The sequence below is a fragment of the Amycolatopsis sp. NPDC114504 genome (assembly GCF_055633595.1).
Map to the genome: position 1 here is coordinate 1 of NZ_JBVKDU010000004.1, position 25,971 is coordinate 25,971.

25 protein-coding genes are annotated in these 25,971 nt (G+C 72.7%); 17 read left to right on the top strand and 8 right to left on the bottom strand.

The window, feature by feature from the left end:
- A partial coding sequence (locus ACZ7PG_RS29875) for a Clp protease N-terminal domain-containing protein (RefSeq protein ID WP_470242447.1) occupies positions 1-553 on the bottom strand: 553 nt, incomplete at its 3' end.
- 144 nt (positions 554-697) lie between these two features.
- On the opposite strand from ACZ7PG_RS29875, the gene ACZ7PG_RS29880 reads away from it, so the two are divergent.
- The 3 genes from ACZ7PG_RS29880 to sbnB are packed head-to-tail and all read left to right on the top strand — an operon-like array spanning position 698 to position 3,125.
- Positions 698-1,780: a pyridoxal-phosphate dependent enzyme gene (locus tag ACZ7PG_RS29880; protein ID WP_470242448.1), complete on the top strand. Its 1,083-nt coding sequence runs from the start codon at positions 698-700 to the stop codon at positions 1,778-1,780.
- A gap of 51 nt (positions 1,781-1,831) precedes the next feature.
- On the top strand, positions 1,832-2,158 hold the full coding sequence (locus tag ACZ7PG_RS29885; protein WP_470242449.1) for an ArsR/SmtB family transcription factor: 327 nt from the start codon (positions 1,832-1,834) through the stop codon (positions 2,156-2,158).
- Entirely contained in the window at positions 2,136-3,125 is a 990-nt protein-coding gene (sbnB, locus tag ACZ7PG_RS29890; protein WP_470242450.1) for a 2,3-diaminopropionate biosynthesis protein SbnB, read from the top strand. The genes ACZ7PG_RS29885 and sbnB overlap by 23 nt, the downstream gene beginning before the upstream one ends.
- Positions 3,126-3,130: 5 nt before the next feature.
- Here the strand turns inward: sbnB and ACZ7PG_RS29895 are convergent, their stop codons facing one another.
- Both ACZ7PG_RS29895 and ACZ7PG_RS29900 read right to left on the bottom strand, forming a co-directional pair.
- Positions 3,131-3,751 (bottom strand): LysE family translocator, encoded by a 621-nt coding sequence (locus ACZ7PG_RS29895; protein WP_470242451.1) that lies wholly within the window; start codon positions 3,749-3,751, stop codon positions 3,131-3,133.
- Entirely contained in the window at positions 3,751-4,596 is an 846-nt protein-coding gene (locus ACZ7PG_RS29900; protein ID WP_470242452.1) for a TIGR03621 family F420-dependent LLM class oxidoreductase, read from the bottom strand. The genes ACZ7PG_RS29895 and ACZ7PG_RS29900 overlap by 1 nt, the downstream gene beginning before the upstream one ends.
- 76 nt (positions 4,597-4,672) lie before the next feature.
- Here ACZ7PG_RS29900 and ACZ7PG_RS29905 point away from each other — a divergent pair, with 76 nt between their 5' ends.
- The 7 genes from ACZ7PG_RS29905 (at position 4,673) to ACZ7PG_RS29935 (ending at position 11,867) form a co-directional block, all read left to right on the top strand.
- Entirely contained in the window at positions 4,673-5,872 is a 1,200-nt protein-coding gene (locus ACZ7PG_RS29905; protein WP_470242453.1) for a macrolide family glycosyltransferase, read from the top strand.
- A gap of 80 nt (positions 5,873-5,952) precedes the next feature.
- On the top strand, positions 5,953-6,783 hold the full coding sequence (locus tag ACZ7PG_RS29910; protein WP_470242454.1) for a class I SAM-dependent methyltransferase: 831 nt from the start codon (positions 5,953-5,955) through the stop codon (positions 6,781-6,783).
- A 2-nt stretch (positions 6,784-6,785) separates the two neighbouring features.
- Positions 6,786-7,496, top strand: a complete 711-nt coding sequence (locus tag ACZ7PG_RS29915) for a class I SAM-dependent DNA methyltransferase (protein WP_470242455.1) — start codon at positions 6,786-6,788, stop codon at positions 7,494-7,496.
- 33 nt (positions 7,497-7,529) lie between these two features.
- Positions 7,530-9,152, top strand: a complete 1,623-nt coding sequence (locus tag ACZ7PG_RS29920) for a carboxylesterase/lipase family protein (RefSeq protein WP_470242456.1) — start codon at positions 7,530-7,532, stop codon at positions 9,150-9,152.
- Positions 9,153-9,251: 99 nt separating this feature from the next.
- Positions 9,252-9,764, top strand: a complete 513-nt coding sequence (locus ACZ7PG_RS29925; protein WP_470242457.1) for an SRPBCC family protein — start codon at positions 9,252-9,254, stop codon at positions 9,762-9,764.
- Positions 9,765-9,769: 5 nt separating this feature from the next.
- Complete coding sequence (locus ACZ7PG_RS29930) at positions 9,770-10,978, top strand: macrolide family glycosyltransferase (RefSeq protein ID WP_470242458.1); 1,209 nt, start codon at positions 9,770-9,772, stop codon at positions 10,976-10,978.
- Positions 10,962-11,867 carry an SDR family oxidoreductase gene (locus ACZ7PG_RS29935; protein WP_470242459.1) on the top strand — a complete coding sequence of 302 codons (906 nt, stop codon included), beginning with the start codon at positions 10,962-10,964 and terminating at the stop codon, positions 11,865-11,867. The genes ACZ7PG_RS29930 and ACZ7PG_RS29935 overlap by 17 nt, the downstream gene beginning before the upstream one ends.
- Here the strand turns inward: ACZ7PG_RS29935 and ACZ7PG_RS29940 are convergent.
- Genes ACZ7PG_RS29940 through ACZ7PG_RS29960 form a run of 5 tightly spaced genes read right to left on the bottom strand, consistent with a single transcriptional unit; the run spans position 11,840 to position 17,346 of the window.
- Positions 11,840-13,054, bottom strand: coding sequence for a methyltransferase domain-containing protein (locus ACZ7PG_RS29940; RefSeq protein WP_470242460.1), 1,215 nt, complete (start codon positions 13,052-13,054; stop codon positions 11,840-11,842). The two genes, ACZ7PG_RS29935 and ACZ7PG_RS29940, sit on opposite strands and share 28 nt — an antisense overlap.
- Positions 13,055-13,092: 38 nt before the next feature.
- Complete coding sequence (locus tag ACZ7PG_RS29945) at positions 13,093-13,674, bottom strand: dTDP-4-dehydrorhamnose 3,5-epimerase family protein (protein WP_470242461.1); 582 nt, start codon at positions 13,672-13,674, stop codon at positions 13,093-13,095.
- The gene (gene rfbH / locus ACZ7PG_RS29950; RefSeq protein WP_470242462.1) at positions 13,656-14,960 is read right to left on the bottom strand and encodes a lipopolysaccharide biosynthesis protein RfbH; all 1,305 of its coding nucleotides are present in this window, start codon (positions 14,958-14,960) and stop codon (positions 13,656-13,658) included. Before rfbH ends, ACZ7PG_RS29945 begins: the two co-directional genes overlap by 19 nt.
- Positions 14,957-15,946 carry a Gfo/Idh/MocA family protein gene (locus ACZ7PG_RS29955; RefSeq protein ID WP_470242463.1) on the bottom strand — a complete coding sequence of 330 codons (990 nt, stop codon included), beginning with the start codon at positions 15,944-15,946 and terminating at the stop codon, positions 14,957-14,959. The genes rfbH and ACZ7PG_RS29955 overlap by 4 nt, the downstream gene beginning before the upstream one ends.
- A 5-nt stretch (positions 15,947-15,951) precedes the next feature.
- Positions 15,952-17,346 carry an NDP-hexose 2,3-dehydratase family protein gene (locus tag ACZ7PG_RS29960; RefSeq protein WP_470242464.1) on the bottom strand — a complete coding sequence of 465 codons (1,395 nt, stop codon included), beginning with the start codon at positions 17,344-17,346 and terminating at the stop codon, positions 15,952-15,954.
- A gap of 195 nt (positions 17,347-17,541) precedes the next feature.
- Between ACZ7PG_RS29960 and ACZ7PG_RS29965 the strand changes: the two genes are divergently transcribed.
- The 7 genes from ACZ7PG_RS29965 to ACZ7PG_RS29995 all read left to right on the top strand — a co-directional run bounded on the left by ACZ7PG_RS29965 (position 17,542) and on the right by ACZ7PG_RS29995 (position 25,962).
- Positions 17,542-18,648, top strand: coding sequence for a DegT/DnrJ/EryC1/StrS family aminotransferase (locus ACZ7PG_RS29965; protein ID WP_470242465.1), 1,107 nt, complete (start codon positions 17,542-17,544; stop codon positions 18,646-18,648).
- A gap of 28 nt (positions 18,649-18,676) precedes the next feature.
- On the top strand, positions 18,677-19,807 hold the full coding sequence (locus tag ACZ7PG_RS29970; RefSeq protein ID WP_470242466.1) for a nucleotide disphospho-sugar-binding domain-containing protein: 1,131 nt from the start codon (positions 18,677-18,679) through the stop codon (positions 19,805-19,807).
- Between the two features lie 73 nt (positions 19,808-19,880).
- Positions 19,881-21,353, top strand: coding sequence for an alpha/beta hydrolase (locus tag ACZ7PG_RS29975; RefSeq protein ID WP_470242467.1), 1,473 nt, complete (start codon positions 19,881-19,883; stop codon positions 21,351-21,353).
- 16 nt (positions 21,354-21,369) lie between these two features.
- Positions 21,370-22,740 carry an alpha/beta hydrolase gene (locus ACZ7PG_RS29980; protein ID WP_470242468.1) on the top strand — a complete coding sequence of 457 codons (1,371 nt, stop codon included), beginning with the start codon at positions 21,370-21,372 and terminating at the stop codon, positions 22,738-22,740.
- Positions 22,741-22,742: 2 nt separating this feature from the next.
- Positions 22,743-24,119 carry a M20/M25/M40 family metallo-hydrolase gene (locus ACZ7PG_RS29985; protein WP_470242469.1) on the top strand — a complete coding sequence of 459 codons (1,377 nt, stop codon included), beginning with the start codon at positions 22,743-22,745 and terminating at the stop codon, positions 24,117-24,119.
- Complete coding sequence (locus ACZ7PG_RS29990) at positions 24,116-25,159, top strand: class I SAM-dependent methyltransferase (RefSeq protein ID WP_470242470.1); 1,044 nt, start codon at positions 24,116-24,118, stop codon at positions 25,157-25,159. Before ACZ7PG_RS29985 ends, ACZ7PG_RS29990 begins: the two co-directional genes overlap by 4 nt.
- Positions 25,159-25,962, top strand: coding sequence for a sulfotransferase-like domain-containing protein (locus ACZ7PG_RS29995; RefSeq protein ID WP_470242471.1), 804 nt, complete (start codon positions 25,159-25,161; stop codon positions 25,960-25,962). Before ACZ7PG_RS29990 ends, ACZ7PG_RS29995 begins: the two co-directional genes overlap by 1 nt.
- Positions 25,963-25,971 lie beyond the last annotated feature (9 nt).

Here is a 25,971-nt window from a genome sequence, read left to right on the forward strand (position 1 = left end):
TCCTGGCTTCTTCTTGAGCCAGAACGACCACCCGCCTCGCGCGGTCGGTGAACCTCTCAAACATGTGCACTCCCTCGACTGCTGCGCCGGCGGCCTGGTCGCCGCCCGAACCGGTTCCGGGCTCCCGCGCGACGTTCCCGGCCAGCACCAGCCGCAGCCGTTCGCGCAGCCCTCCGGGATCGGCACCGAGCCGGGTCAGTAGTTTCGCGACGACCTCGGAGCCCTCGAGCAACCCCAGCAGGAGGTGCTCGGTGCCCGCCTGGGAATGCCCGCGCCGCAACGCTTCGTGCAGTGACCGCGTCAGGATCACCTGCGTGTGCTCGGCGTACGGGACATGCCGGGGCGGATGCGCGCTGCGCGCACCGAGCAACGCGATCTGCTCGCGGGCGCGGGTCGGCTCGATGCCCAGCACCAGGATCGCGAGCTCGTCGCCGACGCGGATCAGCCCCAGCAGGAGGTGTTCGGGCCCGCACCGGCCGTGGCCGAGGGCCCTGGCCTCCTCCTGCGCCAGGAAAACCACGCGCCGGGCGTCACCGGTGAACCTCTCGAACATGGGCACTTCCTCGGTCACGGTGACTCAGGAACCCGCGTTTCGATATATGTTAGAGTATCTATCTTGGCGCAACAAGGCTTCCACCTGCCCAGACGCGCACGTCACTTGCAGTCTGATCACCTTCTCCCGGCACCCGGAGGCCGCATGGGCATTCCCGGAAGCGCGACCGCCACCGCGGGACCCGCCCGGCCGCCGGTCCGGTCGCTCCCGCGCGACTGGGCGGAGTTCATCGGCCGGATCGGCCGCACGCCGATGGTCCCGGTCCGGCTCCGGTTCCGCGGGACCGAGCGGACGCTCCTGCTCAAGCTCGAGGGGTACAACCCGCTCGGCTCCATCAAGGACCGCACGGCCTACAGCCTGCTCCGCTCGCTCGAGACGACCTGTCCCGGCGAGCGCCTGACCGTGGTGGAGTCCACCTCCGGCAACCTCGGTGCCGCGCTCGCCGCCCTCTGCCACCTGCGCGGCCACCATTTCATCGCCGTGGTCGACCCGCGGGCCTCCACCTGCAACCTGGCGCTGATGAAGCGCTTTCACGCCCGGGTCGAGACCGCCGTGCACGCCGACCGCACGGGCAGCTTCCTGGCCGACCGGATCGCGCTCGTCGCCGCGCTCGTCGACAGCGTGCCGGGGGCCCGCTGGACCGACCAGTACGCCAACCCGGCCAACCCCGCCGCGCACTTCACGGGCACCGGGCCCGAGATTCTGGCCGAAGCCGGCCCGGCGCACGACCACGTCTTCGTCGCGGCGTCCACCGGCGGTACCGCCGCCGGCATCGCCGCCTTCCTGCGCGCCGCGCGCCCGGACCGGCCGCCGCGGATCGTCGGCGTCGACGCGGTGGGGTCCGTGGCACTGGGCGGACCGGCACATCCCCGGCACCTCGACGGCCACGGCGCGAGCCGTCCTTCGGAGTTCGTCCGCCCCGGCGACCTCGACGAGGTGGCCGCGGTCGCCGACGCGGACGCCGTCGCCGTCTGCCGGCTGCTCGCGGGCCAGACGGGCCTGTGGGTCGGCGGGTCGAGTGGCGCGGCCGTCGCGGCTTGCCTCGCGCGGCTGGCCGAGGGCCACGACGTCGGGCTCGCGGTCTGCGTCTGCCCGGACGACGGCGCGAAGTACGCCGACACGCTTTACGACGACGCCTGGGTGCGCGCCCGCGGCATCGACGTCGCCTCGGCGCTCGCCGGCTACGCCGAGCACGGCGTGGCGTTCTCCCCGCTCGCGGGGCCGTGATGAGCACGCCACGCCGTCGCGGCGGTCTCTCCCAGCGGTTATCCTCGGTTCATGGCCAATGCCTTCGCCGTCTTGGCCGAGCCCGCTCGCCGCGACATCCTGCAGCTGCTGCTCGAACGCCCGCGCCCGGTGAGCGAGCTGGTGGAACAGCTCGGGTTGTCCCAGCCCGGTACGTCGAAGCACCTCAAGGTCCTGCGCGACGCGGGGTTCGTCCGGGCGCGGCGGGACGCCCAGCGCCGCATCTACGAGCTGCGGCCGGAGCCGCTGGTGGCGCTCGACCGGTGGCTCGCGCCCTACCGGCTGCTCTGGTCGGAACGCCTCGACGCGCTGGAGCGGCACCTGGACGCGACCCGCGATGCTGATCCTGAGGCGCCGTGACGTCGACGCGATCCTCACCGGCCGCGACGCGGCCGTGCTGGCGGCGGTCCGCGCCGCCTACCTGACCCACCGCGCCGGGCAGACCGCGCTGCCGCATTCGGTGTTCCTGCGGTTCCCCGACTCACCCCGCGACCGGATCATCGGCCTGCCGGGCTACCTCGGCGGCGAACAGCCGGTCGCCGGGATGAAGTGGATCGCGTCGTTCCCGGGCAACCTGGCGGCCGGGCTCGACCGCGCCAGCGCGGTGATCGTGACGAACTCGCCGCGGACCGGGCGACCCGAGTACCTCGTCGAGGCGTCCCTCATCTCGGCACGCAGAACCGGAGCGAGCGCGGCGCTGGCGGCCGGGACGCTGGCCGGGCCGCACCCCGACGACGGGGTGACGCTGATCGGCTGCGGGGTGATCAACTTCGAGGTCCTGCGGTTCCTCCGGCTCGTGCTCCCCGGCCTGGCCACCGTGACCCTGTTCGACCTCGACGCGCGCCGCCGCGCGGAGTTCGCCACGCGCTGTACCGCGCAGTGGCCGCAGTTGACCCTGGCCGAAGCCGGGGACCCTGAAACCGCGCTGGCCGCGCACCGGCTCGTCTCCTTCGCGACCACCGCCGCCCGCCCGCACGTCGGGCTCGCCGCCTGCGCCCCCGGCACGCTCGTGCTCCACGTGTCACTGCGCGACCTGACGCCACAGTCGCTGCTCACCTGCCGCAACGTGGTCGACGACGTGAGCCACGTCTGCCGGGAAGAGACGTCGGTGCACCTGGCCGAGCAGCTCAGCGGCGGCCGCGGGTTCCTCGACGGCACCCTCGGTGAGCACCTCGACGGCACGCGGGACCCGAGGCGGGACCCGGCCGCGGTGACCGTCTTCTCCCCGTTCGGGCTCGGCGTCCTCGACCTCGCCGTCACCGCGTTGGTCGAGGAGGTGGCTGAGGCCGAGGGCCGGGGCCTCCGCGTTCCCGACTTCCTCGGCTGAACGGCTCAAGCCCGCCCACCGGACAGCACCAACCGGACAGCCAGTCCGAGGAACGCCAGCCCGGCCAGCCCCGACACCCAGCGGCCCACCCTCGGGCGGTCGAGCACCCGCCGCGCCCGGCTGACCGCGCCGAGCACGACCAGCGTCCAGAGCAGCCCGATGACCGCGTGGGCCGCCGCCAGCACGAGCACCTGCGGCAGCGCCGGTCGCGCGTGGTCGACGAACTGGGCCAGCAGGGACAGGTAGAACACGAGCACCTTCGGGTTGCTCACGTTCGTGAGCAGGCCCTGGCGGTACGCGCGGGCGGCGTCACCCGGCCCCGCCGCGGGAGCGCCCGCCTCGGACACCGCCGACCGGAGCGCCTGGACGCCGAGCCAGCCGAGGTAGGCCGCACCGGCGATCCGCACCCCGTCGAACACCACGGCCGAGCCAGCCACCAGGCCGGCCAGCCCCGCGGCCGCCGCCACCCCCTGGACCAGCAGGCCGCTGATCACCCCGAGCCCGGCGTGCAGGCCGGCCCGCCGGCCGCGCGCGGTCGCGGTGCGCACGATCAGGACGAAGTCCGGCCCCGGGACCACGACGACGAGCACCGCCACCACCAGGTAGGCACCGAAGTCCCGGGGCATCAGCCGAGCCGCTCGATCACCCGGCCGAAGCAGCGCATCGACGGCTCCGGCACGGTGACGTAGGAAAACCCCGACTCGGCCCGGGCCCGCCGGAGCTGCTCGGCGATCTCCGCGGTGGTGCCGACGCAGAGGGTGGGCACCGAGAGCAGCTGCTCCGGGGTCAGGTCGGGACCGTAGTGCCGGAGGCTCCCGGCGGCCGCCCGGCGGTCCCCGGTCAGCACCACGCGCTTGACCAGGAGATTGAGCTCGGGGTCCCGGCCTCCCGCGGTCCGCCGGACGAGTGCCGCCCGCGCGGCCAGCTCGGCCGCGTCCACCAGGACCCGGCGGCCCGCCGGCCCCGGCCGGGTCCCCAGGAAGCTCACCACGTCGGCGGTCTTCGCGGCCAGCCGCAGCACCCGGTGACCGTCCCCGCCGAGCAGGAGCCGCGGCGGGGACGGCAGGGCCGAGACCTCGGCGACCGTCCCGGCGAGCCGGGCGATCCGCTCGGCCGGCGAACCGAACCGCAGGCCGGCGGCCGTGAACTCCGCCTCGACGTACCCCGTGCCGAGCCCGAGCTCGAGCCGGTCGCCGGTCAGCCGCTGCACGGCCAGGACACCGCGAGCCAGTCCGGCCGGGTGGTGGAAGCCGGTGTTCAGCACGTAGGTGCCGACCCGGGGCCGCCGGGTGACCTCGGCGGCGAGCACGAGCGCCGGCAGCGGGGCGGCGAGCCCGAGGTGGTCCGGGACGCCGATCACGTCGTACCCGAGCGACTCGGCGGCGCGGCACTTGCGGACCCAGTCCGCGCGCGAGGTCGCGGAGAACAGGACGACACCGAACCGGAACGGCTTCCGCGGAGCGCCGGACACGAGCACCACCCTCCGGATAACTATATGTTATGTTAGCATTTTGGCTCTCGGATCACCTCGGCCGGACGGAGTCCCGATGGCGCACGAGATTCTCGTCCTCAACGTCGCGGCCGCCGGCCACATCCACGCGTCGCTGCCGGCGATCGCGGAGCTGGCCCGGCGGGGGCACCGAGTGCACTACGTGACGTCGGCCGAGTTCGCGGCGACGATCGCCGCCGCCGGCGCCGAGCCGGTGGTCTACACCTCCCCGATGGCGTCGGTGAACCCGGCCGAGGTACTGGAGGCGGCGGACGACGGCGCCACCGGGCACCTGCTCTACCTCAAGGAGAACGAAGCGATTCGGCACGCGGCGGAGGCACGGTTCGCGGACGCTCCGCCCGACCTGGTGATCTTCGATTCCTTTCCGTTCATCGCGGGACGGCTGCTGGCCGCCCGCTGGCACCGCCCCGCCGCGCGGCTGCACGCCGGCTTCGCCTCCAACGAGCGGTTCTCCTACTCCCGCGCGGTCGTCGCCGAGGCCGGCTTCGCCGAACCTCTGACCTTCGGCCGGTTCGCCACCGCGCTGCGCGGCCTGCTCCACGACTTCGGCGTCACCCAGGACCTCGGCGAGTTCTGGGACGCCGTCGACGACTTCAACGTCGTGTTCGTGCCCCGGGAGTTCCAGATCGAAGGACCGAGCTTCGACGACCGGTTCGTCTTCGCGGGCCCCGGCGAAGACGACGGCGGCCTGCTCGGCGACTGGTCGCCGCCGCGGCCGGGGCCGCCGGTCGTCCTGGTGTCGCTCGGGGCGACCTTCGGCGACCGGCCGGACTTCTTCCGCAACTGCGCCACCGCGTTCGGCGCGATGCCCTGGCACACCGTGCTTTCACTGGGGCCGTGGGTGGACGCTGCGACGCTGGGGCCGCTGCCGCCGTCCGTCGAGGCGCACAACTGGGTGTCGCACCAGGCCGTGCTGGCGCACAGCGCGGCCTGCGTCACCCACGGCGGAGTCGGCACGGTGCTGCAGGCGCTCGGCCACGGCCTGCCCCTGGTCGTCGCACCGCAGTCGCCGGACGCGATGCCCGTCGCCCGCCGCGTCGCGGAACTGGGCCTGGGTACGCTGCTACCGTTCGGCGAGAACGACGGAGAACGGTTGCGCGACGCCGTTTCCGCGACGCTCGCCGACAAGCCCATGCGCCGGCGCGCCGAAGAAATGGGCCGGCACGTCCGCCGAGCGGGTGGCGCGGCCGCGGCGGCCGACGCGCTCGAGTCGCGACTCGGCGAACGCATCGGGTGACGCGTTGACCTTTCCGGCAATATCACTATAGTAATTGAAAGTTAATCGACGAGCGCACCGGGACTGCCCGGAGGTAACGCATGACCGTCCCGTACACACCGGCCAAAGAGGACGTCGCGGCCTTCTACAACGCCGCGATCCCGCTCATCACCCGGCTCGCCGGCGTGAACGTCCACTTCGGATACTGGACCTCACCCGACGACCCGGCCTCGGTCGCCGAGGCCACCGACCGGCTGACCGACCTCGTGCTCGACCGGCTCGGGGAGGCCACGCGGGTGCTCGACGTCGGCTGCGGCCTCGGCGGTCCCGCGCTCCGCCTGGCGGAGCGGACCGGCGCGCAGGTCGTCGGCATCGCCACCAGCGAAGCGCTGATCGAGGCGGCGGGCGCCCGCGCCGAAGCGGCCGGGCTCGCCGCCAAGGTGTCGTTCGAGCTGGTCGACGCCGCGGACCTGCCCTACCCGGACGGCTCGTTCGACGCGGTGCTCGCGATCGAGTCGCTGGTGCACATGCCCGACCGCGGCGTCGTGTTCCGGGAACTGGCTCGGGTGCTGCGGCCGGGCGGCCGGCTCGCCCTGACCGACTTCTACGAGCGGGTGCCGCTGACCGGGCGCAGGCTCGAGGTCGTCGAGGAGTACCGCCGGTTCACCCTCAACGGGGACCTGCTGCCGCTCGCGGAGTACTTCTGCCTGCTGCGGGAGTCCGGGTTCGACCCGCAGGAGTACCGGGACATCACCGTGCCCACGGCCGAGCACCACGTCCGGATGATCGAGCGGGTCGACCGCCAGCGCACCGAACTGACCGAGCTCTACGGCGACGAGATGGTGACGAAGTTCCAGACCGTCTTCCGCGACTGCCTCGCCGTTTCCGAACCGAGCTACATGCTGGTGGCCGCCCGGCGCAGGCAGGAGTGACCGTGTTCGACAAGCTCGCCGCCGTCTACGACCTGATCTACCGCGCGCGGGGCAAGGACTACCACGCCGAAGCCCTCGCCGTCGCCGAGCTCGTCCGGACCCGCCGCCCCGGCGCGACGTCCCTGCTCGACGTCGCCAGCGGCACCGGCGAGCACCTGCGGACCCTGCAGGAGCACTTCGCCGACGTCGAAGGGCTCGAGCTGTCCCCCAGCATGCTCGCGATCACCAAGGAGAAGCTGCCCGAGGTGCTCGTGCACGCGCTCGACATGCGGGACTTCACCCTCGACCGGCGCTTCGACGCGGTGATCTGCCTGTTCGGTTCGATCGGGTACATGCACACGGCCGCCGAGCTCACGGTGACCATCGGGCGGATGGCGGCGCACCTGCACCCCGGCGGGGTCCTCGTCGTGGAACCGTGGTGGTTCCCCGAGCGCTACATCGACCGCTACGTCGGCTGCGACGTCGTCCGGGACGGCGACCGGGCCATCACCCGCGTGTCGCGGACCGTCCGGCAGGGCGGCACGACGCGGATGGAAATCCATTGCCTGGTCGCGGATCCGGACGGCATCGAGCACTTCACCGAGACCCACCTGCACACGCCGTTCACCCGTGAGGAGTACGTCGCGGCGTTCACCGCGGCCGGGTGCACGAGCGGCTTCGTCCCCGGTCCCCCGTTCACCACCGGCGTGTTCGCCGGTGTGCGCACCGCCTGACCGCCACCCCCGACCGGGAAGGACCTCGAGGCCATGGCCCGACCACGCCTCCGCGCACTCGCCGCCGGGCTGCCCCTGCTGGCCTCGCTCCTCGTCCCGGTGACGTCGGTGGCGGCGTCCACGGCCGCCGTCGTGCGGACCGAAGCGGGGCCGGTACGCGGCACCGTCACCGCGGACCACCGCGAGTTCACCGGGATCCCGTACGCCGCACCCCCGGTCGGCCCGCTGCGCTGGACGGCCCCGCGCCCACCCGCCCCGTGGACCGCTCCGCGTGACGCGACGCGGCCCGGCAACGCCTGCCCGCAGGACTCCCCCGGCAACCCGATGAGCGTGCCGAGCACCACCGAGGACTGCCTGTACCTCAACGTCACCACGCCCCGCACCGATCGGGGTGGCCGGCGCCCGGTACTGGTCTGGCTGCACGGAGGCGGGCTCGTGTTCGGCGCAGGCGCCAACTACGGCGGCGCGCCGCTCGCGACGAAGGGCGACGTCGTCGTCGTGACGGTCAACTACCGGCTCGGCCCGTTCGGGTTCCTCGACCACCCGGCCCTCGACGGCGATCCCGCGGGCGAGCTGTCGGGCAACTTCGGCCTCCAGGACCAGCGAGCCGCGTTGCGCTGGGTGCAGCGCAACGCGGCCGCGTTCGGCGGCGACCCGGGCAACGTCACGCTCGTCGGGGAGTCGTCCGGCGGCGACAGCGTCTGCGCGCAGCTCACCTCGCCGTCGGCCGCCGGGCTGTTCCGGCGGGTGGTCATCCAGAGCTGGCCGTGCGGGGTCTCGTCGGCGCTGCCGGTGGCGACTGTGTCCCGGGCCCGTCCCGACGCCGAGCGGCAGGGCGAGGCCATCGCGGCCGAACTGGGCTGCGGCGGTCCGGACACCGCCGGGTGCCTGCGGCGGGTCCCGGTGCCCACGCTCCTGGCGGCCAACGACCAGGGCGTTGGCTGGGCTCCGGTGTTCGGCGGCACCTTCCTGCCCCGCGAGCCCGCGCGAGCCCTCGCCGACGGCGACTTCACCCGCGTGCCGGTGCTCACCGGGATGAACCACGACGAGCAGTCGTTCATGATCGGCTGGGCGGAGCGGCTGTTCCAGCACCCGACCACCCACGACGACTACCTGCAGCAGACCGACGCCGCGTTCGGCCCGCTGGCCGGACGGGTCCGGGCGGAGTACCCGTGCGCCGCGGACTCCTGCGCCGCCGCGACGCTGGCCGCGCTGCAGACCGACTCCTCCTGGGCGAAGCCGACGCTGGAAACGGATCTGCTGCTGGCCGGCCGCGTGCCGGTGCACGCCTACGAGTTCGCCGACGGCGCGGCGCCGTTCTTCGTCGGGCTCGACCGGCCCGCGGTGATCCGCGCCGGGCACACGATGGAGCTGCCGTACCTCTTCGCGATCGCCTACAACGAGCCGCTCGACGGTGCCCAGCGGCGGCTGTCGGACCAGATGATCGAGTACTGGACCCGCTTCGCGCACACCGGTGACCCGAACGGGGGACGGTCGCCGTGGTGGCCGCGGTTCGACGCGCGGAACCGATACGTTCAGTCACTGGCACCCGGTCCCGGCGCCATCCGGCGGGTGGATTTCGGGGCAGAGCACCGGTATGCGTTCTGGGCGGACCTCCTGGGTGTCCCGGCGGCCGGACGCGCAGAGTCACGCTAGATGCCGTATCGGCTATATTCCCCTACTGTTATACTCGGGGCGCGCCCCACCCAGCCGCCCGGCCACGCCGGGTGCCGTCCACTCGAAGGGACCCAGCTCGTGTTTGGCACCGTGAACTCCACTGAGGACGACCGCCTGGCGCTGCGCTTCGAGCGCACCCTCGCCCACCCGCCCGCGCGGGTCTGGCGCACGCTCACCGAGCGGGAAGAACTGCTGGCCTGGTTTCCCGCCGCCGTCACGTTCGACCTGACTCCCGGTGCGGAGATCAAGTTCGACATGACCGACGAGGCGAAGCAGCGCCTCGGCCTCGAAGACGGCGCCGACACCGTCACCAAGGGCCAGATGACCGTCGTCGAGCCGCCGCACCTGCTCGAGTACACCTGGAGCGGCGAGGTCCTCCGCTGGGAGCTGAGCGACGACGGCCACGGCGGCTGCCGGCTGCTCTTCACCTACACCTTCGACGGCCGGGAGCAGGCCCCCGACCTCGGCGCGGGCTGGCAGGCCGCGCTCGAAGTGGTTGAAGCCCGGCTCGACGGCACCGAGATCACCTGGTCCTCGTGGGAACGCGCGATGGAACTGCGGGACGACTACGTGGCCGCCGTGGGCGGTTAGCCGTCATGCCAAGACCGCAGCACATCGCCTTCGTCAACGTCGCGGGACACGGCCACGTCTACCCCTCGCTGGCCGTCGTCGCCGAACTGACCGCCCGCGGCCACCAGGTCAGCTACGTGACCACCGAAGAGTTCACCGGCGCGGTCGAGAAGGCGGGTGCGCGGGCCTTGCGCTACGGCTCGGAGATCGCCGGCACGGACGTGCCGGCGATCGCCGAGAGCGCCGACGCCGAGACGCGGATGCACCTGCTCTACCTCGCCGAGAACCTGGCGCTGCTCGACGCCGCGGAGGAACAGCTCGGCGACGACCCGCCCGATCTGGTCGTCTACGACGTCTTCCCGTTCATCGCCGGGCGGCTGCTGGCCGCCCGGTGGCGGCGGCCCGCGGTCCGGCTGTACCCGATCCTCGCCGCCAACGAGCACTACTCGATCTTCGACGCCATCTGGGCGTCCGCTGGGTACCGCCACCCCGCGGAGCTGGACGAGTTCCGGGCGAAGATGACCGAAGTGCTGGCGCTGTACGGGATCCGGCAGCCGATCCGGCGGTTCTGGGACGCGATCGAGGACTTCAACGTGGTGTTCGTGCCGCGGGGGTTCCAGATCGCGGCCGACACGTTCGACGACCGGTTCGCGTTCGTCGGCCCGTCCTTCACCAGCGACCGCCTGGCCGAACGCTGGGAACCGCCGGCGGGCGGCGCGCCGGTCGCCCTCGTCTCCCTGGGTACGACCCACAACCGGCGGCCGGAGTTCTTCCGCGAGTGCGCCGCGGCATTCGCCGGGACGCCGTGGCACGTGGTCATGTCGGTCGGCCAGGAGCTCGATCCGGCGTCGCTGGGCCCGTTGCCGCCGAACGTCGAGGTGCACCGCTGGATTTCCCACCTCGCCGTGCTCGAACACGCCCGGGTGTGCGTCACGCACGGGGCGACCGGCACCCTGATGGAGGCGCTCTACCACGGCTGCCCGCTGATCGTGGCCCCGCACTCCGCCGAAGCCGAGCCCACCGCGCGGCGCGTGCCGGAGCTGGGATTGGGCTACGCCCTCGAACCCGGTGAGGTGACGGCGGAGTCGGTCGCCGCCCTGGTCCGCAAGCTCGACGGCGACGACGAGGTCCGGACCCGCGTCCGCGCGATGCGGGCCGAGATCCGCGAAGCCGGCGGCGGGGCGCGGGCCGCGGACGAGATCACGGCCTACCTCGAGCGTGTCTCCGCGGGTTGAGCCGGGCCTCGCCGGGACCGGGCTGACCGGCCTGGTCGGTTCGCGCGTCCGGGAGCTGACCCCGGAGCTCGGCTGGTGGCCGCTGGGCTGCGACATCACCGACGCCGCCGCCGTCGACCGGGCGACCGGCGACTGCGCGGCGGGCACGATCGTGCACTTCGCCGCCTTCACCGACACGGACGCCGCCTGGCGCCAGCGCGGCGACCTCGACGGCACGTGCTACCGCGTGAACGTCCTCGGCACCAGGAACATCGCGGCCGCGTGCCGGCGGCACGGCCGTTACCTGGTGCACGTCTCCACGGACTACGTATTCGACGGCACCAAGGACGGCAGCTACACCGAAGCGGACCCCGTGCACCCGCGGGACTGGTACGGCCGCACGAAGGCCTGGGCGGAGGAGGAGGTGCGCTCGGCAGGCGGCGAGCACCTGGTCCTGCGCCCGTCGTTCCCGTTCCGCACCACGTTCCCCGCGAAAGAGGACCTGGTCCGCCGGCTGCTGCGCGGCCTGGGCGAGGGACGCCTGGGCCCGCTGTTCACCGACACGCTGATCACGCCCACCTTCGTCGACGACCTCGCACCGGCGTTCCGGCGGATCGCCGCCCGGCGGCCGACGGGGATCCTGCACGCGGCCGGCTCGACCGCGCTCTCACCCCACGCACTCGGTGTGCGCGTCGCCCAGGCCTTCGGGCTGACCGGAGTGCCGCTGCCCGAAGGAAAACTCGCCGACCACCTCACCGCGGGCACCCGGCCATACGCCCGCAACCTCTCGGTGTCCAACGCCCGGGCCCGCCGGGTCCTCGGGGTCGGCTTCGCGACGATCGACGAGGCCCTGCACCGGATGCGCGCCCAGCGGCGGGCCGCTCACACCACCCGGACGCCCGGGACGTAGAGGATCCACCGGCCGCCCCCGGCGCGGAAACCCTTCTCCTTGGCCATGATCTCGGCCGCGTGGTTCCACGCGAACAGCAGGCCGTAGTCCGGGTAGGGGTCGGCGAACGCGGCCGGGGGACGCACGGGCAGGTGCGCGCCGGGGGTGAGCAGCCCCTGCTTCGCGACCGTCGAATCGCACACGTACCCGACCAGATCCGGGCCGATGCCGCAGTAGTTGGTCACCGTCGCGCTCTTGGCCGTCGCCCCGTAGCCGACGACGGTGCGTCCCTGGGCGCGCAGGTCCCCGAGCAGCCCGACCAGGTCGTCGCGGATCTGCTTCACCGCGCCGGCGAACGTCGCGAAGGTCGCCGGGTCCGCGAGGCCGCCGGCTCGTTCGCGCGCCACCAGCTCGGCGACCGCCGGTGCCGGGGCACGCCGGCCGGCGCGGGCCAGCGTGTAGCGCACCGCACCGCCGTGCACGCCGAGCTCCTGCACGTCGGCCAGCACGAAGCCGAACCGCTCGGCGACCGCCTGGACCGAAGTAGCACTGAACAGGTAGAAGTGCTCGTCGTAGATCTGGTCGAAGGCGTTGGATCGGAGGATCTCCCCGAGGTGCCGGTCTTCGAAGACGAACGTGCCGTCCGGCCCCAGCAGCGTGTCGACGCCCCGGAACACCGAGTCCAGGTAAGGGATGTGGCTGATCGTGTTGGCCGCGTAGACGACGTCCGCCGGGCCGTCGGCGGCCCGGATCGCCGCCGCCGAGGACTCTTCGAAGAACTCGGCGCGCACCCGCAACCCCGCTTCCCGGGCGACCTGTGCGACCCCGGCCGAAGGTTCGACCCCGACGTGGCGCACTCCCGCGTCCCGGACGGTGCGCAGCAGCACACCGTCGTTGCAGCCGATCTCGACGACCAGCGGGTCCGGTCCCGGCAGGCTGGCGACCAGCTCGCGCGCGGTCCGCTCGAAGTGCCGGCGCATGACCGCCGAACCCGACGAGCGGTACGGGTAGCGCTCGTGGAACATCCGCCGGCGGGGCAGCTCCTCGAGCTGCTGGACCATCGTGCAGGACTCGCAGGCCCCCACCTCGAGCCGGAAGAAGAACTCGTCCGGCAGCTCCGCCGGGGTGAGGAACGCGTCGGACATCGGCTGGCGCCCGAAGTCGAAGAACGGCGTGACGATCCCGCCACAGATCCGGCAACCGCTCATGGTGTCCTCTCGGCTGGGATGACGGCTGGGTGGGCCGGTCACGGCACGGACGGCAGTTCCCGGTAGTGCGGCAGCAGCCCGGTCTCGGCCAGCTGAGCCAGCCGGGGCGCGTTGCGGTCCTTTTCGGACAGCACCAGTCCTTCGCGCGCGCCCCAGTCGACGGCGAGGTCCGGGTCGAACGGGTCGATGTCGAGCTGGGTCCCCGGCTCGTACTGCGTCGAGCAGAGGTAGCCGACGCAGGTGTCGTCGGCCAGCGCCAGGAAACCGTGACCGAGGCCGGGTCCGATGAGGACGGACCGGGCGTTCCCGGGTTCGAGCACCACCTTGGCGTGCCTGCCGTAGGTCGGCGAGCCCCGGCGGATGTCGACCACCACGTCCAGCATCGCACCGCGGTGGCAGGTCACGATCTTCACCTGGCCCGGCGGCCGGGTCGCGTGGATGCCGCGCAGGACATCCTTGCGCGAAACGGAAACGTTCACCTGTGCCAGCTCGAAGTCGATGCCGGTGTGGGCGGTCACCTCGTCCTGGCGGTAGGTCTCGGCGAAGCTTCCCCTGGTGTCGGTGACGCGGTCGCCGACGAGCAGGAAGCTTCCCGGCACCCTCAGCGGTCGGAATCGCACACGCACTCCCTGATCGAGTCGATCACGTAGTCGATCATCACCGTGGTGAGCTGCGGGTAGACGCCGATCCAGAAGGTCCGCTCGGTGACGATGTCGGAGTTGACCAGGGTGTCGGCCAGCCGGTGCGGGACGTCGCGGTAGGCGGGGTGCCGGGTCAGGTTGCCGCTGAAGAACCGGCGCGTCCGGATACCGCGGCTCTCCAGGAACCCGGTGAGCTCCGCGGCCGTGAACGGCGCGTCCGCCAGCACGGTGAGGACGAACCCGAACCAGCTGGGTTCGCTGCCGGGCGTGGGTTCCGGGAGCAGGAGGCCCGGCAGGCCGGCGAGCCCCGCCCGCAGGCGCGCCCAGTTGCGCCGGCGGGCGGCACCGAACGCGGGGAGCCGCGGCAGCTGGCTCAGCCCCAGCGCCGCCTGCAGGTCGGTGGACTTCAGGTTGTAGCCGATGTGGGAGAACGTGTACTTGTGGTCGTAGCCCCGGGGCAGGGTGCCGAGCTGAAAGCCGAAGCGCCGGGCACAGGTGTTGTCCTCACCCGGCTCGCACCAGCAGTCCCGGCCCCAGTCGCGCAGCTGCTCGACGATCCGCGCCAGGCCGAGGTCGCCGGTGAGCACGCAGCCGCCTTCGCCGGTGGTGATGTGGTGGGCCGGGTAGAAGCTCACGGTGGACAGGTCCCCGAAGGTGCCGGTCAGGCGGCCGCGGTAGGTGGAACCGACGGCGTCGCAGTTGTCCTCGACGAGGAACAGGCCGTGCTCGTCGGCCAATGCGCTGATCTCGGCCGCTTCGAACGGGTTGCCGAGCGCGTGCGCGATCATGATCGCCCTGGTGCGCGGGCCGATCGCCGCGGCGACCCGGTCCGGGGTGGTGTTGTAGGTGCCGAGCTCGATGTCCACGAACACCGGGACCAGGCCGTTCTGCACGATGGGGTTGACCGTGGTGGGGAACGCCGCGGCGACCGTCACCACCTCGTCCCCGGCTACCAGGCGGCGCTCGCCGAGCTGGGGCGAGGTCAGCGCGGTGAGGGCCAGCAGGTTGGCCGACGACCCGGAGTTGGTCAGGTGCGCCTTGCGCAACCCGAACACGCCGGCGAACTCGCGCTCGAACTTGCGGGAGGTCGCCCCGGCGGCGATCCTGAGGTCCAGCGCGGCTTCGACGAGCGCCACGCGGTCGTCGGCGTCGAGCACGGCCCCGGAGGACAGGATCGGCGTCACCCCGGGGACGAACTCGGTCGTCCCGGCTTCGACGTGGTACGCCCGGACTTCGTCGAGGATCCGGGCTTTTCTGTCGGTCATGCCGGCCTCCCCGTCACTGAAGCTGCCTCGCGGGCGTCGTCGAGCAAGGCCGCCTGGCGCAGGAGCTCTTCGTCGCTGTCGGTGACGCCGCTTCGGCACGCCTGGGCGAACGCCCGGATCCCCGCCACCCACTGGTCTTCCGCGGGCCGGGCCCGCCGTTCGCTCCGGCCTTCGCGGTCGAGCACCACGCCGGGCGCGAGCGTCGCGGGTGTCGTGAACGCGTGGTCCACGCTGATCCGGCCCGCGCTGCCGGTCAGCCGGTACTCGGAGGCGTACTGGTCGTCGATGCCGAAGGTGAGCTGCGCGGTCACGCCGCCCGGCGCCCGCGCCAGCACCGCGCCGCCCGCGTCCACCCCGTGCCGGGCGTCCGGCCGCAGCACGGCACCGATCACCTCCAGCTCGGTGCCGAGGAAGAAGCACGCCGCGCGCAGCGGATAGCCGCCGACGTCCAGCAGCGCCCCACCGCCGAGCCCGGCGGACCACCGGATGTCCCCGGGCGGCCGGGCCGGGACGGCGAACGTCGCGTGGAACGCCCGCAGGTCGCCGATCCGGCCGTCGGCAACCAGAGTGCGCACGTACTGGTGTCGGGAGTGGTGGACGAACGTGAAGTTCTCCCGCAGCACCAGGCCGCGCGAGCGGGCCAGGGTGACGAGCTCGGCGGTCTCCCGGTAGCCGGTGGTGAGCGGTTTCTCGGCCAGCACGTGCTTCCCGGCGAGCAGGGCCCGCCGGATCCACTCCGCGTGCAACGCAGCCGGCAGCGCGATGTAAACGGCTTCGACGTCGTCGCGGTCGAGCAGCGGCCGGTAGCCCGCCACCGCGGCCGCGGCGAACCGGACCGCGACCGCCGCGGCCTTCTCGGCGGAGCGGCTGGCGACCGCGGCGACATTCGCCTCCGGCGTGGCGGCCAGCGCGGGCAGCATCCGCCGCCGGGCGACGTCACCGCAGCCGAGGATGCCGAACCCGAGCGGACGGCGGGAAGCGCGCACCACCGTCACCCGAACGGCAGCAGGCCCGCGATCAGGCTGCGGGCTTCGACGTTGAAGTGGTTCCCGTGCCGCACCAGGTCTCTCGCCTGCGCCGTGCTGATCCACAGGTAGCTGGGTGGCACGGCGAGGTCGACCTCGTCGCCGGCGTCGACCACGAGGTACCGGTTTTCGGCGTGGTAGAAGCGGCCGCCCTCCTCGGAGTGCACGACGTCGTGCCGGATCGCCCGGCGGGGAACGCCGAGAACGTAGTCCAGGTAAGGCGGTCTGCGCCCGGGCGCGGCGTCCCGGTAGTTGGCCGGGGTGCAGTGCACGGTCGGGGCCATCTCGACCACGTCCAGGGTGCCCGCCTCCGTCCTGGCCTGCACCAGCAGGTGCCGGACCCCGGCGATCTCCTTGGTGACGAAGGCGAGCAGGCCGCGCCCGGCCGGGGCGATCAGCGGCTGGCTCCAGCGCGCCACCTCGCGGTTGCCGGCCTCGACGTCCACGCCGATCACGCTGAAGTACCGGTCGTCGGGGCGGTGGATCCGGTCCGGGGTCTTCGTCCAGCCCCGTACCGCCCCGAGGGGAAGGCGATGCTGGCGCAGCACGTGTTCCGCCTTCGCTTCGGTGAACCAGCTGAGCACCGTGGCGGCGTCGTGCAGTGCGCTGCCGGTGTCGCCGATGTCCGTTGTCGCGTAAGGAATTCCGGACAGCACCGTGCGGGAGTCCATGTTGACCAGGTTGTCCACGTGGAGCAGGTCGTGGATCTGCCCGAGGGTCAGCCAGCGGAAGTCGGGCAGCTCCGGGACTTCGCCGTCGGCTTCGACGACCATGTTGCGGTTGCGCTTGTGCAGGAACCAGGCGCCTTGTTCGGATTGCAGGACGTCGACGAGCACCCGGCCGCGCCGCCGGCCGGTGAAGTGTTCCAGGTACGGCGTGGCGCCGCCCTGGTGCACACGGGTGTAGTTGCTGCGGGTCGCCTGCACGGTCGGGGAGAGCTGGACGAGGTTGACGTTGCCGGGCTCCATCTTCGCCTGCATCAGGCAGTGCGGGACGCCGTCGAACTCCTTCACCAGGATGCCGAGGATGCCGATCTCCGGCTGGACGATGATGGGCTGTGTCCACTCGGGAACCTCGCGGTGGTCCGTCCGGACCCGCAGGCCGGCGACCGAAAAGAACTTCCCGCTGTGGTGCACGAGATCACCGGTGCGCTCGTCGAACCGCCAGCCGGTGAGCCGGTCGAACGGGACGCGTTCGACGCGGTGGCGGGTGTGCCCGGCCCGCTCGGCGAACCACTCGTGGAACCGGTCCGTCGGCGTCCGCACGCCGTCGCGGGCCGCTGCCGACCTCGTGAACCCGGCGGAGACGTCCGCGCCGGGTGTCGTGAACATCCTGGTCGACGTCGCACTCGACAGGAGCATCGGTCCCCCTCGATCAGCGACCCATCGGCACCCCAGAACTCCGTAAAGAGTACATCTAACTTAAGTGACCAGACAAGGTGGACGAGATCACAGCGTCTCTTGCAGGTAAGATACTGCTCACCCGTTGAGCGTCCCTCAACTTTGCTGTAAAAAGATATTCTCATCTGCTTCGCTCACGGCCGCGGGGAGCCGGCGATGATCCCACTGTTCAAGGTCACGATGGCGCCGGCCGCACTCGACGAGGTGGCCGCCGTGCTCGCCAGCGGCGAGCTCGAGCACGGCCGGCGGGTCGAGCGGTTCGAAGCCGCGTTGCGCACCCGGATCGGGAACCCCCACCTGGTGGCGGTGAACAGCGCGACTTCGGGGCTGACGCTGGCGGTCCGGCTGGCCGCGGCCACCCCGGGCGAGGTGCTCAGCACCCCGCTGACGTTCGAAGCCACCAACTGGGCGATCCGCGCCGCCGGCCTCCGGATCCGCTGGGTGGACGTCGACCCGGCGACCCTGAACGTCGATCTCGACGACCTGGGCCGGAAGATCACCCCGGCGACCCGGGCCGTCGTCGTCGTGCACTGGACGGGCTACCCGGTGGACCTGGACCGGCTCGCGGCGGTGCTGGACCGCGCCGAAGCCGAACACGGGACCCGGCCGGTCGTCATCGAGGACTGCGCGCACGCCTGGGGCGCCACCTACCGCGGCACCCCGCTCGGTAACCACGGGAACACCGCCGTCTTCAGCTTCCAGGCGATCAAGCACCTCACCTGCGGGGCGGGCGGCGGCCTCGTCGCCCTCCCCGACGCCACGGCCTACCTGCGCGCGCGGCGCCTGCGGTGGTTCGGCATCGACCGCACGGCCGACCGGGTCGGCGGGAGCTACGACATCGCCGAGTGGGGCTACCGGTTCCAGATGACCGAGATCGCCGCCGGCATCGGGCTGGCGAACCTCGCGCTGGCCGAGAAGATGCTGCTCAAGCACCGGGACAACGCCCGGTTCTTCGACAAGGAACTGGCGGACGTGCCCGGGCTCGAGCAGACCGAGCGGGCCGACGACCGCGAGCCCGCCTTCTGGATGTACCCGCTCAAGGTCGACCGGCGCGAGGACTTCATGCGCAAGCTCGCCGACGCCGGCGTGATGACCACGGTCATGGTCCGGCGCAACGACGCCCACAGCTGCGTGCCGGGCCCGGCCGGCCGGCTACCCGGACTGGACTCGGTGCAGGACCGCGTCATCCACCTGCCCGTCGGCTGGTGGCTGTCCGAAGACGACCGGGCCCACGTGGCCGACACCATCCGGTCCGGTTGGTGACGCCGGCCCTCCCTCGGAAAGGACGCCCATGCGCGTGCTGTTCTGCTCGGTTCCCGGGCTCGGTCACTTCTTCCCGCTGGTCCAGCTGGCCTGGTCGCTGCGGACCGCGGGGCACGAGGTGCTGGTCGCCATCGCCGAGCACGTCGACCGCGCCGCGGCCACCGGACTGGACGTCGTCGACGTCGCCCCGGACTACGACTCGGTGGCGATTTTCGAACGGACCGCGCGCGAGCACCCGGACTTCGCGCAGACCGTCGCCAGCAGGCCCGCGGTCGACCTCGTGCCGTGGGCGGTCGCGCTGGCCGGGGTCAACCGGCCCCTGATCGAGGGCACCCTGCGCTTGGCGGAGCAGTGGCGACCGGACCTGGTGGTCTACGACCAGGGTGCGACCAGCGGCCTGTTCGCCGCCGCGCACCGCGGGATCCCGGCCGTGCAGCGCAACCTCGGCGGATTCCGGACCCACGGCCTGCACACCGCGGTCGCCGCCCACCTCACCGACCTCGCCGACCGGTACGAGCTCCGCCTGCCGGACCCGGCGCTGACCATCGAGTTCTTCCCGCCGAGCATGCTGGCCGGCCCGCCGGAGGGCTGGTTCATGCGCTGGGTGCCCTTCGACGGCGGCGGCCTGCTATCCCCCGACCTGCTGCGCGCGGCCGAACGGCCGCGGATCGCCGTCACCATGGGCTCGATCGAGCTGCAGACCTTCGGGGTCGGCACGCTGAAACGCCTGGTCGCCGAGGCCGCCGAGGTCGACGCCGAGTTCGTGCTGGCGCTGGGCGACATCGACGTCGGGCCGCTGCTGCCCCTGCCGGCGAACGTCCGCTCGATCGGCTGGGCACCGCTGCGGCCCCTGCTCGGCACGTGCGCCGCGGTGATCCACCACGGCGGGGGCGGCAGCACGCTCACGGCCGTCGACGCGGGCACCGCCCAGCTGCTCGCGCCGAACCCGCGCGACCAGTTCCAGCACGTCACGGGGCTCGCCGTGCGCGAGCGCGGCATCGGGCGGGTGACCACGGCCGACGAGGTCGACGCCGCCATGATCACCGCGCTGCTCACCGACGACGGGCTGCGCACCGCGGCGGCGGAGGTCCGTGCCGAGATCGCCGCCCTGCCCTCCCCGGCCGAGACCGCGGCCCGGCTCGTCCGACACCTGTCGTGAGGTGTGTCCACACCGCACGTTGACGAGCAACATACTTAATGTAAATATAGCTATCTGACGATCGGAGGTCCCGGTGAAGCAGGGCTCGATCTCCTTCATCACCGCTTTCTCGCTCATGCTCACCGCGTCCACCGTCCCGGCCGACGCCAGTCCCCTCGACCAGCCCGACCTTCGCTGGACGGCCTGCGCCGCGGACTCCACAGTGGACTGTGCCACGCTGCGGGTACCGGTCGACCACGCCCGCCCGAAGGCCGGCAGCACCACGCTGCAGCTCACCCGGGCCCGCGCCACCGGCCTCGGCACCCGGCTCGGCGTGCTGATCTCGCCGCCCGCCCAGCCGGTCCAGCTGGTGTCGCCGGCGCTGCGGGCCCGGTTCGACGTCGTCGGCTACACCGAACGCAGCCTCGACGCGGCGCCGCGGTCCGCCCCCGGCTGCGCGAAACCCACGGACGTCACCTACTTCCCGCAAAGCGAAGCGGACTTCGCCCAGCTGCGCACGGCGAACCGGACCGCGTTCACCCGCTGCGCCGACGCCTACGGCCCGCTGTGGCGGCGTCTCGACAGCGCCAGCGAGGCCGACGACGTCGACACCATCCGGGCGGCGTTGCGGGAACCGCAGATCAGCTTCCTCAGCACCACCGGCGGCGACATCGTCGGCGAGCTCTACGCCGAACGGTTCCCGGCCCGGGTGCGGGCGATGGTGCTCGACGGCAACGCCGACCACAGCGTCGACAGTGCCGCCGGCTACCTGAGCGCGTTCGCCGGCGCGGCCGAACGCGCCTACGGGGCTTTCGCGGACTGGTGCGCCCGCACCCCGATCTGCCCGATGTACGGCCACGACCTCCGGGCCTTCTACGACGACCTCCGCGCCAAGACCGAGCAGGACGCCTTCTTCGACCTCCGCGGCTACCCGATCGACCTGCCGAGCCTCAGCAGCGCGACGGAGTACTTCCTCCTCTTCCCCCGCTACGGCTGGCTGGACTTCGGCTGGCACCTGCGCGACATCTACAACCGCGACCAGCAGAGCCGCCCCGCGGTGCCCGAAGTGCGCGCCGCCGCGGCAAAACCGGTAGCGCCCGTGGCGGGACCGGTCGCGCCGGCGGCCGCCCGGCCGGCCGCGCCGTTCACCGGCCCGTCCCCGGCAGCCTGCGAGGACTGGAACTTCGGCATCTCGTCCTATGCGGACCTGCTCCGGCTCCGGGAGACGCTGACCCGCACTGCTCCGCTGCTGCGCATGAGCGGACTGCTGTGGGGCACCGTGCTCGGCTGCGTCGGCTGGCCGGGGCCGGTCACCAACCCGCCGCACCGGCTGTCGGTCACCCGGCCGGTCCCGGTCCTGGTGGTCACCAGCGCCTTCAACCCGCTCCAGCCCGTGGACTGGGGGCCGTCGCTCGCCCGCCAGCTCCGCGGCGCCAAGACCCTGTCCTACGAAGGTCCGGGCAGCAGCGCCTACCTGAGCAGTCCGTGCGCGCGGCAAGCCGTCGAGGACTTCCTCGTCATGCGAACCGCACCCGCCCGGACCACCTGCCCGGCGATCTGGCCGTGAGCCAGGAGGAGACGACATGCGTATCCGCAGCCTGATCGCCGTCTCGTGCGCCGCCGTCGTGTGCGGGGCGGGCCTGACCGCGGCCGCCGCACAGCCCCCCTCGAGGCTCGCCTGGGAGCCCTGCACCCCCGCCGCGACCAAGGACTGCGCCGAGCTGTCCGTCCCGGTCGACTGGCAGGTACCCGGCGGCCCGGCGGTCACCCTCGACCTGACCCGGCACCGCGCGGCCTCGCCCGCCGACCGGATCGGCGTGCTGGTCCTGGCCGGCACCCAAGCGCTGACGAACACTTCGGCCGCCCTGCTGGACCGCTTCGACATCATCACCTACTCGGCGCGGCCGGCCCGGATCTGCCGGGTCGCCTACCCCGACACGCCGCTGTTCCCCAGCGACCAGGCCCAGTTCGACCGGGTGGTCGCGGGGATGCGGGACTGGTACCTGGCCTGCGCGAAGGTCGTCGGGCCCGCCTTCCTCCACGACAACAGCGCGGACGAAGCCCGGGACGTCGACGCCATCAGGGACGCGCTCGGCGAGCGGCAGATCAGCCTGATGCACACCTGGGAGAACGAGATCGTCGGCCAGATGTACGCCGAGCAGTTCCCCGACCGGGTCCGCGCGCTGGTGCTCGACGGAAACCTCGACCACAGCGTCACCACCGCCATGGACTACCTGACCACGAAGGCCTGGTCGGTGGAAGCGAGCTTCGAGGGCTTCGCGGACTGGTGCGGCCGGGCCCCCGACTGCGCGCTGCACGGCACCGACGTCCGCGCGCTCTACGGCGACCTGCGCGCCAAAGCCGAGCAGGGGTTGCTCGGCACGATCACCCCGGCCGACCTCTCGGCCCGCATCGGCGGTTCGGCCGACTACCCGGACGTCTACTTCCACGACCTCGCCGAGTACTACCGCGACGTCCACGACATGAGCCTGCAGGGCTCGGTCGCGCCCGCGGGGTTCCGGCGCGGCTTCTCCTACGGCAGCTTCTGCCAGGACTGGAAGCTGCCGGTCGCCGACTACGCCGAGCTCACCCGGATCGTCGCGGCGCAGAGCGCCATCGCGCCGAACACCCGCGTCAACCTCAACCAGTGGCTCAACGTGCTCGGCTGCCTCGGCTGGCCGTTCGGCACCGGGAACCCGCAGCACCGCCTGGCCATCACGAAACCGCTGCCGGTCCTGGTCGTCAACGCGTTCCAGGCGCCGGGGCAGCCGGCCCAGTGGGCGGACTCGGTCGCCGCGCAGATCCCCGGGTCCAGCCACCTCGTTTACCTCGGGCCCGGGACGCTCGCCTACCGCGAAAGCCCGTGCGCCCGGGCGGCGATCGACGACTTCCTGGTCACCCTCCGGCGTCCCGCGGTGGCGACCTGCCCCGGCATCTGGCCGGGAGACCGCTGATCATGACGACGGCCGGGCCCCGGATCGCCGCCTACCTCGACCGCGAACTGGCCGGGATGGTCGCCGAGCTGGCCGAGTTCGTCCGGATCCCGGCCATCGCGGCGGAAGGCGGTCCCGCGCTCGGGCGGATGGCCGCCCGGGCCGCGGCGAAGTGCGAGCAGGCCGGCCTGGAGACCCGGGTGCACGAGACCGCCGGGCACCCGGTCGTGCTGGCCCGAGGGGGCCCGCGGGACGCGCCGTTCACCCTGCTCACCTACGGCCACTACGACGTCTTCCCGGTCGCGGGCCAGGCGGACTGGCGGACCGATCCGTTCGAGCCGGTCGTGACCGGCGACCGGATGTACGGCCGCGGCACCGGGGACAACAAGGGCCAGTTCCTCGCGCACCTGAACGCTCTGCGCTGGTGGCACGAAGAGGGCGGCGGCCTGCCGATCCAGGTGAAGGTCCTGCTGGAGGGCGAGGAGGAGAACGGCAGCGGGCACCTGCCGGAGTTCGCCCGCGCGCACCGCGACGAGCTGGCGGCCGACCTCTGCGTGTACTCTGACGGGCCGATGCTCCCCGGCGACCGGCCCGCGCTGCTCTTCGGCGCCCGGGGCGGGCTCGCCCTGCGGTTCACCAGCACCGGCGCGGACCGCCCCCTGCATTCTGGCAACTTCGGCGGGGTGGTGCCGAATCCGGTGCTGGAGCTGAGCCGGTTCTTCGCCGCTTTGGTGGCACCCAACGGCGATCTGCGCATCCCGGGCTTCGAAGACCGCATCCCGGCGGCGAGCGCCCGGGAACGCGCGGCCCTCGACGAACTGGAGCTGGAGCTGGACCTCAGCGAGGTCCGCGCGAACACCGGCGTCGACCCCTTGCCGCTGCGGTTCGGCGAGCCGTACCACGACCGCCTGCTGCGGAAACCGAGCCTCACCGTTTCGAGCATCACCGCCGGCGGGCCCGGCGGGCTCATCCCGGCCACCGCCACCGCGACCGGCGACCTCCGCCTGGTCTGGGCCCAGGACCCGGAAGAGGCGTACGCCGCACTCAAAGCCTTTGCCGCGGAAGGCTTTCCCGGCATCGGCGTCGACCTGCTGTTCGGGCAGCCGCCCTCGCGCACCCCGATCGACCACCCGTACGCCGACCTCGTCGAACAAGCCGTCACCGAAGGCTTCGGCCGTGCCCCCGCCCGGGTGCCGAGCCTCGCCGGGACGACCCCCGACCACGTCTTCACCACCGTCCTGGGGCTCCCATCGATCATGCTGCCCTTCGCCCCGGCGGACGAGAACCACCACGGCCCCAACGAATCCATGAAGCTGTCGCTGTTCCGGCGCGGTGTGCACACTGCGGCCCGCCTGATCGAGATCCTCGCCGCCCCGTCGAAACCGGAGGGTGCCGCATGACGGCCCATCAGCTGACCGACCCCGGTGAACTCACCGACGTCCCACCCGCCCGGATGGAGGCGGCCTACCTCGAATACCGCCGCGCCTGCTACGAAATCGTCTACCGCGACTGCCTCGCGCACGGCGTGCTCGACCTGGTGCGCACGCCCGCGACGCTCGCCGAGTTCGGCGAGCGCATGGGTGTCGTACCGGAGAAGCTGGCCGCCGCCGGCTGCCTGCTCGACGCGCTGGCCGAGCACGGAGCCGTCCGCCGCGTCCCCGGCACGCCGCCGCGGTACGCCGCGGCCGCGAACCCGCCGGCGCCGCGGGAGCTCGACACCGGGCTGATCCGGCTCGCCACCGGCAAGCGGTCGGTGGAGGAGCTGGAACACGGCCAGAGCTACGCGGGCATCCTCGCCGCGCTCACGGTCACCGGGAACCCGATCGCGGTCGACTTCACCGCGGGCCACCAGCCGAAGCTGGACGAGATGTTCGTCATCCCGTTCTACCGGTACTGCCGGCTCCAGGGCGTGCGCGAGCTGCTGGCCGCCGGCACCCGGCTGCTGGACCTGGCCTGCGGGCCGGGGCACGGCCTCGCCGAGCTGGCCGAACGGCTCCCCGGCACGGACGCGACGCTGTTCGGCGTCGAGCTGACCGACGACTACGTGCGAAGCGCGATGGAGCGCACCGCGGGCGACGACCGCGTCCAGGTCGTGCGCGGCGATCTCGAGCGACCGCAGGAGTTCCTGCGCGACGGTTTCTTCGACGGCGCCGTGATGATGGGCGCCTACCACTTCCTGCGTGACGCCGGGCCGCTGTGGGACACTGTCGCCCGGGTGCTGCGGCCCGGGGGGACGTTCTGCGTCGGTTACGTGCGCTCGGTGACCGGGACCGCGGACGAGGCGATCGTGAACCTCCGGTTCGCCCTGCGCCGCCCGCCGAGCTACCCCGCCGAACCCGCCGTGCTGCTGGAGCACGCGCGCCGCCGCGGGTTCGCCGTCCGGCGGCAGTTCGGCCTCGGGGTCTGGCGCTGGTACTCCTTCACCAAGGGCCTGCCGTGATGGCGCTCCCGCTCGTCCCCCGGGCCGGCCGGCTCGCCGATCGGCTGGGCGGGCGCGGCCACGAACCCGTGCTGGTCATCCTGTCCCCGCCCCGCTGCGGCTCGACCGCGACGGCCCGGGCGTTCTGGCGGCACCCGGCGTTCGGCTGGTACGTCCACGAGCCCTACGACCGGATCTACCACGGCGGCGAGGACCGGGAGTCCGTCGGCCGGGCCGTCGACGGCGCGACCGGGCTCGGCGGTGCCGGGACCGGGGTCGTGGTCAAGGAGATGACGTTCCAGACCGGGCCGCTGGCCGCCGAGCTGCTCACCGCGGCGACGCTCCCGGTCGTGGTCACCGTCCGGGACCCGCGGCTGGCGATCCGGTCGCGGATGCGCCGGCGGGCCGGCTCGGGCGAACCCGCCGAGTTCCCCGCCGAGGAGTCCGGGTGGGCCGACCTGACGAGCCAGCTCGCCCTCGCCGAGCGGACGGGCGTCCCGTGCGTCATCGTCGAGTTCACCCGGCTGCGGGCCCGGCCGGCCGAGCTGCTGCCCGCGCTGTGCGACCGGCTCGGCCTGGAGTTCACCCCCGCGATGCTCGGCTGGCCGAGCGTCGCCGAGCTCCCCCTCGGTCAGCTCGGCGACCGCCAGCGGAGCTGGTACCGGCGGGTGCTCGCGAGCACCGGGTTCGAACCCCCGGACGAGGACGTCCCCGCTGTCGCCGACTTCCCGTCGTCGATGCGCCCGCACGTCCGCGAGTGCGTCGAGCGCTACCACCACGTGCTCGCCGACTCCCGGGTGCTCACCGCCGACCAAGCCCGCTAGGAGCCCGTC